We start from the raw sequence: 12,119 nt of genomic DNA on the forward strand, positions 1-12,119 counted from the left end.
AACGGAAAACAACCATAGAAGCTAGCTATAAGGTTTAAAATGCACCCGTATGATACTACCTTGCTTCTCAGCTATGTTTTATCAATCTTTACTTTTGTTTTTTGCATTTCAACCTACCAGCGAAATGTGCAAAAATCACCTTTCTGCCATTCATGCACAGAATAAGGATGATGATATTCAGTTTTCCTTTCTCCCTCATAAAAGCCTGGAAATACTAAACTTACGTACACAAGGTAACGATCAAAACTTATCTTTTTATCATTGCCAGAAGCCTTTTTAAATCTACTTATTTCTTTTTTGGAGGCTGCGTTGGCAGGATTTTTGAAGCTTGCCGTAAAAGCAAATATGAAATATAAATTAACGCTCACTGTATTTGTCATAGGTTTATTCCTGAGTTCATGCGGTGGCCAAAACCCTGAAAAATCAAAGCCGGTAAGAGAGTATGTAGCACATCTGCAAGCCATGAAGCTAGGTGATCTCAAACAACAGTTAGAAAGAGACACCGCAGTTTTAAACAAATTAATTAAGACCGCTAGTTTCAGCATTCAGCTGACCTCACATTTTTCGTCGGGTGAAAAAAGTGCAGTGCAAAAATCTGCACCACTGTTTTCACTAACCAACAATACTTCGAAGCTGGTCGAAATCTTCAAGATCTATTGTAAGCAGTTATATTTTAATCAAAACTTTAATAAAAACTACAAAGAAGACAAGAATGTTTTGTATAGACCAAGGAGGTTTGACTTTGAAAGCAGATACAGTTTGACCGATAATAACTCAATTATTGAGGAAAGGGATAGTTTATTTAAGCCCTTTGAACAGGACATAGAAATCGTTGAAAAAAACTATTTCTTTAAGGGTAATAAACTGGCAAAAAATCAGATCGGGCTGAAACGGATTGACAGTATTGAGACCGAAATTAAGTTAAGGCTTCCTTTGGATTTTGAGAAATTCATTATTGGAAAATCAGCGAAACAAGTACTATATAAAAATCAGTTCATTAATATAGAAAAGATCAAAGATAATGTAGCCAGGCTTGAAATACCCATTTCGATCTACAAGGACATTATTGGTTATCAAGCTTATAACGGCCAGAATTTAAGAATGAACACTATTGCACTAAGTTCCATACCAATACTCTCGATCAGGAAAGATATAACAAATCATTTGAAAGAACTGCGTGATACTTTTTTAGCCATACTTAAAACTGATAACGAAAACGAAGCCAAGCAAGCGCTTAGCAAAATCACCCAGAAGCAGTTAACAGCTAAGGATCTGATGGTGAAATTTCAGTCTTACGTTTCCAGCTTAACCAAGGAACGGATCAAAGAACTTGGCGACATCCCTTTTTATAATGAAGTAGCGGATAAAGGGAAAGAAGTAATTGCAGCCGAAAATCAATTCGTCATTGTAGAATTTCCAGATAATATTCAAACGATTGATGTGATTGTTGCCACGAAGTTCGATCTGCTTCAGCAAAACAGCATCGTAAAGTTCAATAACCATCGTTCGGGTATGAAGTTCTTTGACCTAAACAATCCCAATATCATTTATAATACTTACGAAAACGGAAAGGGGCTAAAATATGGGATTTCTAATAAAGAGGGCGATAAAATTATAGCAGCACAGTTTAAGGAACTTAAACAGGTTGGCAACGATTATTTTATTGTTGATAACAAACTACATTGGTTAGATGGGGCAAATAAAAAGATGGTGCCCATACCGCAGTTCCAAAGTTATATGCAAACATTAAAGCCTGGGTATGATGTTTTTGAGAAAACAACCGGAGATAAATCTGCAGTTGGAGTGGTATTCAACAGGAACAAAGTTGTCCTACCTTTTGAGTATTACAGCGTTGATAAATATGATAAATTCGTAATAGGCCATAAAAATAATGATGTAGATGAAGTATATGACCTGAACTTTAAGCGGCTTCCTGATCAAGGAATCAAAACAATCCGGACCATTAATGAATTTATATCATCCGATATAAAGTATCCCTTGCTTTTTATTGTTGAAAATGATAAAAAGAAGAAAGCCTTAGCGGATCATACCCTAAACCTTTTAACACCATTCAAATATGAATTCATCGATCCATTTTTTGAAATCAGCGACTATTTTATCGCCGGAATTCGTACACCCGATGGCAGTAGTTATTACTATGGACTCCTGGATAAAAATGGCAAAGAAGTTGTTCCTTTCATTTTTGACAATATTAGTAACGAACTCGATAAATCTGGAAGATTGAAGTATATCCTGAAAAACAAACATCTGGCTACTCAGTTAAAAACCTTCTTAAAAACCTATTGAAATCATGCTACCGAAACTAGACAACATTTAAAAGGAAATCTGAGAAAGAATAGTCAAATATGAAGAAGTTATCATTTTATTGATATTACTTGCGGCATGTACCCAAGATGAGCAGAAAGACTTCCAGTTGGCCGTTTTAGCACCGGTTACTTACAAGTTTAGCACCGGAGTAGATCGAAATAGAATCGACTGTTTTTATGTATCAGGAAATTTTTCGTATAAAAAAGAGGCCTAAGAAAAGCTAAAAAAGAAAATTCAGAAAGAGATAACTAACTTACAATTTTGATCATACCAAATCAATTGCAGCAATGATCAGAGATTAAAGACTTGATTTTTTCTAAACAAAACGCATTACCTTTCTTTTGAACAGTCAAAAGGCTTTAACAAATTGGTTTTGGATTTTCTTAAAGGACAGTAATGCCATAACAATAAGAGAGAATAACTTTCAATTACATGACCTGGATAACCGAAATAAATGATCAGAATGAAACATAGAATTTTAATAAGTTTGATTTTAATCTCTTTTGGTCCGATCTCATGCCAAGAAAAAAAGGTGGGCGAAAATACAAAAACCACTGAGGTAAAAAGATGTAATAAAAGCATACAAGTTCATCAAGAACTTGAGGCAGTATTAAAAAAACAATTGGAATATGGAAAACCATCATTTGACAATCCATATACTTATACTGAACGCGATCTCGAAGTAACTGTTCCAATATTGTGGCATTTTCTCATTAAAAATGGCTATAAAGCGCCAAATAACCAGGAGTTTAATACTAGGATACAAGAGATTTTTAATAGAAAAACCGATAGTAGCCCTAACCGCCATTTTGTGTATGCGAATTTTATTGATAAATGTAGCAAATCTCCTATTTACATCCCTAATGATGCAGAAAACAATGGGATTTTTGTTGTCAACGAACTGAATTTCATCACCGAACTTTATCCGATCCCCAGCATTATTGATTATCAAAAATCATACTTGGCTACCGCTCATATAGAGAATAGTACCTCGAAAACATTCAAGAATGGGAGTGGCAATGAGGTTAAAAAATATTTGTGGAAAGATATTTCAAATTTGAGCGAGCGGCGTAAAAGAAATTTACAGATTTTGACGGCCAGAAATATGTATTTATTCAACGCAGATAAGTCGCAATACAATTGGCTGATTGCTAACGACCAGTACTTTATGGAGGGATTAGTTAAGACCTTTGGTTTTACCGAAGACAATGAACTACTAAGATGGGTGGTACAAAGGACGAGATTTAATAAAAAAGACCCTTTAGATTATGGCAAACTTTTCTGGATCAGAGAATGTGATGAAAAGGCCAGGTTACACGCCAACACATTCAAGCTGCTGCAAAATTTATATATCCCCGATGATAGATCAGAAAATAGGTTTATATTGAATGATATAAAAGAATATCTAGAATACTTGGGCGCTAATAAAGACGGTAAAAATTTATCAAAAGCTGAGAACTTGAAACTAATGGCTAATCTTGCCTATTTCGGTGAACAATATAAGTACGATCCGGCCTACAAGGACGGATCGCGAATAATGGGCAGACTAAGGTTCTTTTTGGATCAGGAAGACGTTAAACTCTTGGAAAAGAACAATTACTTTAACCTTCCAAAGTTCAGTCTGTGGTGGGACAATGCAGACTATGATGAATACCTTGTTGAAGAATGTGAATACAATGGTTCATGTGGAAAAGACAATCAACCTTTGAGTATGGCGGAATGGCGGAAACAAAATAAAACCAAACACTAGATAGTAGTGAGCCTAGCCATCAGATATTAACTAGTTGTTATGTTAAAATTAAAACATCTGCAATCGAAATAACCAAGTTGACCCTCACCCTTATGAAGAAAGATAAAATGAACAACTAATTTGGTCAAGAGTTAATGATGCGTGACCTATTTAGGATTAAACTGGTGAAAGAAAATGATCGTAAGGGGTTTAATTTTATTATATTAGATTACACAAGGCTGTAATGGCTTTGGGTTAAAGAATTTCAGTTTCCCAAACTCCGGTTAAAACATTTAATCATAAACATGATCAGCCCTCCTGCCACGCCACCAATAAGCATATAAATCATAGTTTTTACAACCACTGACCATGAAATGATCTCAAGACCTGGTTCAACATCTATTGGCGCACTATCTGAATAACTTAACAACGTATCCCAAATGGAGAAAAGAATACCAGCTATTGCACCAATTAAAATTGCTTTTTTCATACGCCCTTATTCAATAAATACTTTAATTAAAACGCGCTCCATCTCTTATCTCACTTTACAAATTGCTAAGCGCTAACACCCAAAATTATTTACAATTACGAACAACGGTGTCCTCTGGCAAATCATATAGATACAGCTTTTCTATAAAACCTCCGGTACATTTGGTCACGTAATAATTAGCTATATAATCTTCTTTATAATGAGCTATTTCTTCATTCGATAATCCACCAGGAGATTCTTCGTTTTTAATGAAATACGAGGTGTTGCCTGTTTTTTTATAAAATACAAAGTTGAGTGATGCAAGATCCTTCGTTTTCAAGGATTTATCGTTACGCAACCTACCTCTTATATATTGAATAATCGCAGTTTTTAGCTTTTCATTGTTAGCTTCTGGGTTGTCGATCAATATATAATATGAAATCTTAACCGCATTTTTATCATATAAATTTGTAAAGGTCATGTGGTCCAGAAAAATAAATTCGTTCACTGTGCCACCACACCCTATCAGCGTTGATAAAAGAAAAAAAAAGGATATGGTTTTTATGTGATGAAAATACTTCATTATCTATTCCAATTTTATTAACAACAACATTACCGGACATTAAACTTTCAAGCCTCAAATTTATCGCTTAATATATGATTCTATTGCCCAGGAAGATACAACGATTTTTTCTTCTCACTCAAGACTTCTAATCTTCAACTTTCAAGCCTCAATTCAGTTTTAGGCTATGCAAAAACAGCACCAAGAATCTTATTTATCTTGAAGCTACTAAAATCACTTTAAAAATTAAAAGTAACTAACATGATAGTTCATTTTCTTGCATTTTGTCTCAATAATGATTATTATTGATTACACACAAAAACACAAATTAAATGAAACCTAAATTAATCATCATGGCGCTGTTATGCGCCGTCAGTTGGCGCAGCTATGCCCAAACTGAAAAAGGAAAAGGCTTTGTTGGCGGAAGCCTTAGCTTTGGAACTTCCAAACAAAACAGCTCATCACCCAGCTTAAACACTTTTACCTTAACGCCAAGGGGAGGATATTTTTTAGCCAATAATCTTGCCATAGGCTTGGAAATCCCGTTAAATCTTTCAAAACTCAGGAGTGAAAATTATCTCGCATGGAATGAAGAATACGGATATTACGAAGAACAGCTTGGAGTAAAGGAATTTAGCTTTGGTTTTTCTCCTTTCGTACGCAAATACATCGACATTAAAGATCGTTTTAAGTTTTTCATGCAGGCAAACCTACTCCTACAGGTAAACACTTTTAACCGCATTGATGATGAAGGTTACCTGATCCGAACAGATGCTAAAATAAAGGGATGGGGCGCAAGTATAAGTCCTGGCTTTAGTTATTTTCTATCAAAACATGCTGCATTGGAGTTTTCATTGCCCGTTGTAGCTTTCTTCCATCAAAATTACTATGCTGAAGAATCGCTTTACAACTATGATAAAACCAATAACCTAAGGCTTGCCCTGCAGAATTTCACACCAACATTTACTTTCAATTATCACTTTTAACATTTAATAAAATGAAAAATATATTTAGACGGCTAAACTTAAAGGTTTTAAGCTTAACCCTACTTTTAACTTATGCATTTTGTGTAAAAGCACAAACTACAGCAAACACAGAATTAAAATATTATAAAAGCATTTTCCCTGAAGAAAACGGAAAGATCAAATCAATTGGTAATACCAATTTTGAATACTACAAAAGCATTTTCCCCGAAGAAAATGGAAAGATTAAATCCATTGGAGATAAGAAATTTGAATATTACAAAAGTATTTTTCCAGAGGAAAATGGTAAAATTAAATCTATAGGTGATAAAAAAATTGAATATTCCAGAAGCATCTTTCCTGAAGAAAATGGAAAAGTCAAATCAATCGGAGATATGCCTATCGAATATTACAGAAGCATTTTCCCTGAGGAAGATGGAAAAATCAAATCAATTGGTAATGTTACCGTCGAATATTACAGAAGTATTTTCGCTGAAGAAAACGGGAAGATCAAATCAATAGGCAATGCCCAGATCGAATATTACAGAAGCATTTTTCCAGAAGAAAATGGAAAGCTCAAATCAATTACAGGCGAAATAGGTAGCGATTTCAATTTTTCTCCTACTGAACTGTATTATTTTATACTGAATGCAAATTCGAAGTAAAATACAATTCCATTTATTCTTAATATCTAACACCAATCTAAGAAATCAGATTGGTGTTTTTTTTTGTCATTGATAATCAATAGTTTAAATAAAAACAAACTAAAAAAACAGTTAATTTCATTTTTTTATTTTATTATTGAATACACAAAAAACACAAATGAAATGAAAAAACAATTATTAGTTACAGCTATGGCTGTGGGTATCTCCCTATGCGGTTTCGCGCAAACAAAAGGCACAAACGCTTTAAGCTTTGGCGTTAATTCAACTACCAACAAAGTCTCAGGAAACAACTACGAAAACAAAGTAAAAAACAACTCATTCACATTAGGGTATGGCTATTTTTTTAAAGACAACAATAAAATTGGGTTGGATTTGACTTATGGACTAAATAAAAATACTTATGGGAACGACAATATGAATAACCAAGAGCAAAAAAGCTATGGTGGTAACCTAAGTTATCAGCACTATTTCCCTCTTGTAAAAACCTTATTTGCTTATGCAGGTGGGAGAGCCAGCTATACACACAGTAAAAATAACAGCGAATCTACTAACACTTCCCCACAAGTAACCAATTATACTTCCGATCAATACGCTGTAGGCGCATATGGAGGTATCACCTGGTTTGTTTCTAAAAGATTTGCATTAGAAACAAGTTTGTTATCGGCAGATATTGCCTACAGCAAAACAGAACAAAATGAGGTTAGCGCCAATAACTCTTTTTACAAAAGCGAATATACTTCATTCAATTTAAATAGCCAGGGTTTTATCAATAACCTGGGCTTTAAGATCTATATCCTATTTTAAACTCTTCAACTATCAAAGCTTTGGCCCGTCCCCTTAAAAATGGATGGGCTTTTTTATTTCTTCTTCGTTTCAATATTCGGCAAAAATCCGGTTAATAAACCGATTAAAGGCAGAAACGCACAAATATTAAATACATATTCGATACTGGTAGAATCTGCTAATTTACCCAACAAGGCCGATCCGATACCTCCCATACCAAAGGCAAAGCCAAAAAACAAACCGGCAACTAAACCTACCTTTCCGGGAATTAATTCTTGTGCATAAACCAGGATTGCAGAGAAAGCTGATGCCAAAATCATTCCAATAGGGACAATAAGTATTCCTACCCAAAACAAACTGGCATGTGGAAGCAGCAATGCAAATGGAGCGGTACCCAATATGGATGCCCAGATTACGTATTTCCGTCCTATTTTATCACCTATTGGCCCACCCAATAATGTTCCGGCAGCTACCGAGAATAAGAATACAAATAGATAAATCTGTGAGGTTTGTACTGAGACATGAAATTTATCGATGAGATAAAAGGTGAAATAATTGGTTAAACTCGCCATATAGAAATATTTCGAGAAAATTAACAAGAGTAAAATGCATACCGAAAAAATCACCTTCCCCCTCGAAAATTGGTTAACAACAGTTTGAATATTGATCTTTTTACTTCTCGAAAGCATAAATCCTTTGTACCAATTGCCAACATAGGTTAGAATAACAATAGCTAAAAGTGCAATTACCGAAAACCAGATCACGCTGAACTGCCCGTATGGTACAATAATCCAGGCCGCCAATAGTGGACCTAAAGAACTACCGGCATTACCTCCCAACTGGAAAACAGATTGTGCCAATCCCCTCTTTCCTCCTGATGCAGCGTGCGCCATCCTTGAGGCTTCCGGATGGAATATAGAAGAACCTATCCCAATAAAACAAACTGAAATTAATATGGTATAAAAATGAGTTGATTGGGAAAGTGAAACTAAACCGATCAGGGTAAATCCCATCCCTATTGCAAGAGAATACGGTTGAGGCTTTTTATCCGTATATAAACCTACAAAAGGCTGTAATAGCGATGCGGCTAACTGAAAAGTTAAAGTAATTAGCCCGATCTGCGAAAAACTTAAACGATAACTGGTTTTGATGATCGGGTAAATTGCAGGAATTAATGATTGTATGGTATCATTTAATAAATGCGAAAAACTTAAAGCAAAAAGAATCGGAAAAACGGTTTTTTCAATAATGGAAGTGGTAGATGTATTTTCAGTCATAACGAATAGCTTACATGCCAAAAATAGTGATTATAAATTTTTAAACTACACCGATTGTCCTTGCAAAAACCAAACATTTTGATAATGTTCTGGTTTAATAGCTATGGAAAAGAACAGAAAAATTGTTGGTTTATGCGGAAGCTTAAGAAAAGGATCTTACAATGCGATGTTACTTAAAGTGGCAGGCGGATTGATCCCCGATGGTATAGAATTTGAAATTGTGGCTTATGATGACATCCCCGTTTATAATGCCGACCATGATTTGCCAGAAGTTGAAGAAAGACCGGCAAGCGTGGAGAAATTCAGAGATGCTTTAGCTGCTGCCGATGCTTTTATCATTGTTTCTCCAGAATATAATTATTCTATTCCAGGTGGTTTGAAAAATGCCATTGATTGGGCCAGCCGCGGAAAAGATTCGCCTTTGATGCATAAACCTGTTGCGGTAATGGGTGCTACCCAAGGTATGTGGGGAACCGTTAGAATGCAAATGGCATTTTTGCCTGTTTTTACATTCCTGAATATGAATCCGGTTTTACAGCCAGAAGTTTTAGTTGCCCAGGCGCAAAATAAATTCGATGCGGATGGAAATTTAAACGACGAAAAAACAATCTCTATTATCCAAAAGAAAATAGAAAATTTAATTTCTGCTTGTAAGGTTTAGCCAAAATAGTGCTAAGGTTGTCCAAAAAACCTGCCATTTCTGCTACCCTAAAATCTGACATTTATACAAAAAAAGTCAGATTGTCAATTTGTCATACCTAAAAAATTAATCAATCGATTGATTTTTCGTCACGCGAAAATAATATTGAATTAACATTAAATTTACATCTGTTTATCAATTAGGCAGTTGGTCAAAAACTGATTTTTTGATGACGCAGACAGAGTTTTATGGCACAGGTATTGACTTTTATTCAAATATAGTCAGAAATTAAAAAAGTAAAACTGGCTATATTTTAATCACAAATAAATAATAGAAAAGATGAAAAAATTATTATTATCTTTAGTAGCAGTAGCAGGTTTAGTTTATGGTGCACAAGCACAAACTGAAAAAGGAAATTTTATGTTAGGTGGTAATGTAGGTGTAAACTCTACAAAAGTTGACGGCGCTCCAAAAGCAGATTTCAACTTTAGCGTATTACCAAGTGTTGGTTATTTTATCAGCAATAATTTTGCAATCGGTACGGGTGTTGGTTACGCATACGATAAAAAAGTAAGCAGCAAAACCCAAGAAGGTACTTTTAAAGTTGCTCCATTTGGCCGTTACTATGTTGGTTTATCTGATCAATTTAAATTCTTCGGACAATTATCAGTACCATTGGCATTTGGCGAGTTAAAAGCAACTGATGCTAACGGCGATAACGCTGTTAAATTAGGTACTACTACTAAAATCGGTGTAGAACTTGCTCCAGGTTTTGCTTTCTTCCCAACTAAGAAAATCGGTATCGAATTTTCAGTTAAAGGTTTAAGCTACGACAATTACACTGTTAAAGCTGAAGGAACTGGTGCTAAAGTTAAAACCAATACTTTTGGCTTAAACGCTGATACTTTTTCACCAAGATTAGGTGTACAGTTCTACTTTTAATTAATTCTCCCTTAAGGGAAATTTAATAAATGACTTTTTTTTCGAAGAGCGTCCCGGTTTACCACCGGGACGCTTTTTGTTTACTTCTTTTCTCTGATCGTTTTAAATTCCGATCCTTCCTTCCATTTGGGATACGAAGCTTCATTACTGATGCGATATCCCATATCGAAAAGCATTCGAACATCTGCTACAATACCTGATAAATCCCAGGTTTTGGCATCAAAATTATCCTGTGGCGAATGGTAACGGAATTTGGTAAAATCGGCCACCTGCTTTAATCCCCATGTTCTGCCGTTTTTGATGTTATCTACACCCGAACCTGTAAATAATGAAGGTACACCAACCTTTGCCAAATTAAAATGATCGGAACGGTAGTACAAACCAGATGATGGAACAGGATCTGGCACGATTACCCGCTCTTGTTTTTTAGCGGCTTCAGCAGCATAATCTTCCAATTCTGACTGACCAAAGCCGTACACGACAATATCTTTCGTTTTACCCGCTATGCCCATCATATCCATATTAATGTTGGCAACAGTTTTATCCAATGGAAAAACAGGATGTTTGGCATAATACTCAGACCCTAAAAGACCTTGCTCTTCTGCTGTATAAGAAATAAACAAAATGGTACGCCCAGGTACTTTAGGCAACTTTTTAAACGCCGAAGCAATTTCGAATAAAGCTGCTACACCTGTTGCATTATCAACCGCTCCATTATAAATAGAATCTCCTTTTACTTTCTCTCCTACACCCAGATGATCCCAGTGTGCCGAATAAATAATAGCTTCATCTTTACGTTTATCGCCTGGTATTTTAGCCAGAACATTATAAGTAACCGATTTCTTGATGGTATTTTTAACTTTTAGTGAGGTCGTAATATTTAAATCAACAGCCTTAAAACCTCTTTTCCGGGCACTTAATGCCAATTGATCGAATGATTTCCCATCCAATGCAAATAGCTGTTTAGCCTTATCTAAGGTAATCCAGCCTTCTACCACAGCCCTGCTCATTCCATTATCTTTACTTTGCAGGGTAAGTTTAGATTTCGACCAACCACTTCGAACAACTGTCCACGGATAAGCCGCTGGCTCTGTATCGTGTACGATGATGATCCCTGTGGCTCCCTGACGGGCAGCTTCTTCAAATTTATAGGTCCATCTGCCGTAGTAAGTCATATTTTTACCTTTAAACAAAGTAGAATCTGCAAAACCAGGATCATTAATCAACACCACCACCGTTTTTCCTTTTACATCAAGGTTCGCATAATCGTTCCAGCCATATTCCGGAGCTACGATGCCATAGCCTGCAAAAACAAGTTGCGAATTACTCATGCTCACTTCATCTTGCACACGGCGGGTACCAGCAACAAAATCAGTTAAATAACTTAATGTTAGCGAAGCAGTTTTTCCTTTCAATACCATTTTATCTTCAGGCACAGATTTAATCTCTACCATCGGCACCTCCTGAAAGAAACTATCTCCATTGCCTGCCTGCAGACCTAGTTTTTCGAACTGAGTTTTGAGGTAATTAATGGTTTTGGTTTCTCCATTGGTAAAGGGTTTTCTTCCCTCCAAACTATCAGCAGCAATAACAGATAAATATTGGGTTAAACTCGAATCATTAATGGCTTTTATGGCTAAAGAATCGGCATTACCATCAGTGCTTTTTGCGCTTTGCTTGCATGAACCAAAGAACAGAAGTGCACAGCTAGAAAATATCAGGAGTTTTTTCATTTTAAAGGTTGTTTTCTGAATGATTAATC

The 12,119-nt window shown here is 35.5% G+C and carries 11 protein-coding genes; 7 read left to right on the forward strand and 4 right to left on the reverse strand.

The genetic code is table 11. The features are described from left to right. Window positions 1-345: 345 nt before the first annotated feature. Window positions 346-2,307 (forward strand): WG repeat-containing protein, encoded by a 1,962-nt coding sequence (locus ACUN24_RS22370; protein ID WP_445564534.1) that lies wholly within the window; start codon window positions 346-348, stop codon window positions 2,305-2,307. Between the two features lie 484 nt (window positions 2,308-2,791). Further along, window positions 2,792-4,078, forward strand: a complete 1,287-nt coding sequence (locus ACUN24_RS22375) for a hypothetical protein (RefSeq protein ID WP_445564535.1) — start codon at window positions 2,792-2,794, stop codon at window positions 4,076-4,078. A 244-nt stretch (window positions 4,079-4,322) separates the two neighbouring features. Here the strand turns inward: ACUN24_RS22375 and ACUN24_RS22380 are convergent, their stop codons facing one another. Both ACUN24_RS22380 and ACUN24_RS22385 read right to left on the reverse strand, forming a co-directional pair. Continuing rightward, on the reverse strand, window positions 4,323-4,547 hold the full coding sequence (locus tag ACUN24_RS22380) for a hypothetical protein (protein ID WP_445564536.1): 225 nt from the start codon (window positions 4,545-4,547) through the stop codon (window positions 4,323-4,325). Window positions 4,548-4,632: 85 nt separating this feature from the next. Next, window positions 4,633-5,109, reverse strand: coding sequence for a hypothetical protein (locus tag ACUN24_RS22385; protein WP_445564537.1), 477 nt, complete (start codon window positions 5,107-5,109; stop codon window positions 4,633-4,635). A gap of 311 nt (window positions 5,110-5,420) precedes the next feature. Here ACUN24_RS22385 and ACUN24_RS22390 point away from each other — a divergent pair, with 311 nt between their 5' ends. The 3 genes from ACUN24_RS22390 (at window position 5,421) to ACUN24_RS22400 (ending at window position 7,519) form a co-directional block, all read left to right on the forward strand. Continuing rightward, window positions 5,421-6,074, forward strand: coding sequence for an outer membrane beta-barrel protein (locus ACUN24_RS22390; protein WP_445564538.1), 654 nt, complete (start codon window positions 5,421-5,423; stop codon window positions 6,072-6,074). An 11-nt stretch (window positions 6,075-6,085) separates the two neighbouring features. Next, window positions 6,086-6,715 (forward strand): hypothetical protein, encoded by a 630-nt coding sequence (locus tag ACUN24_RS22395; RefSeq protein ID WP_445564539.1) that lies wholly within the window; start codon window positions 6,086-6,088, stop codon window positions 6,713-6,715. A gap of 162 nt (window positions 6,716-6,877) precedes the next feature. Further along, window positions 6,878-7,519: a hypothetical protein gene (locus tag ACUN24_RS22400; protein ID WP_445564540.1), complete on the forward strand. Its 642-nt coding sequence runs from the start codon at window positions 6,878-6,880 to the stop codon at window positions 7,517-7,519. A gap of 53 nt (window positions 7,520-7,572) precedes the next feature. Here the strand turns inward: ACUN24_RS22400 and ACUN24_RS22405 are convergent, their stop codons facing one another. Continuing rightward, window positions 7,573-8,775 (reverse strand): MFS transporter, encoded by a 1,203-nt coding sequence (locus tag ACUN24_RS22405; protein ID WP_445564541.1) that lies wholly within the window; start codon window positions 8,773-8,775, stop codon window positions 7,573-7,575. Window positions 8,776-8,878: 103 nt separating this feature from the next. Between ACUN24_RS22405 and ACUN24_RS22410 the strand changes: the two genes are divergently transcribed. Both ACUN24_RS22410 and ACUN24_RS22415 read left to right on the forward strand, forming a co-directional pair. Continuing rightward, entirely contained in the window at window positions 8,879-9,436 is a 558-nt protein-coding gene (locus ACUN24_RS22410; RefSeq protein WP_445564542.1) for an NADPH-dependent FMN reductase, read from the forward strand. Between the two features lie 318 nt (window positions 9,437-9,754). Further along, on the forward strand, window positions 9,755-10,357 hold the full coding sequence (locus ACUN24_RS22415) for an outer membrane beta-barrel protein (RefSeq protein WP_445564543.1): 603 nt from the start codon (window positions 9,755-9,757) through the stop codon (window positions 10,355-10,357). A gap of 80 nt (window positions 10,358-10,437) precedes the next feature. On the opposite strand, the gene ACUN24_RS22420 is transcribed toward ACUN24_RS22415, so the two are convergent. Then, window positions 10,438-12,090: a M28 family metallopeptidase gene (locus tag ACUN24_RS22420; RefSeq protein ID WP_445564544.1), complete on the reverse strand. Its 1,653-nt coding sequence runs from the start codon at window positions 12,088-12,090 to the stop codon at window positions 10,438-10,440. Window positions 12,091-12,119: the final 29 nt, after the last annotated feature.

The sequence above is a fragment of the Pedobacter sp. WC2501 genome (assembly GCF_052682415.1).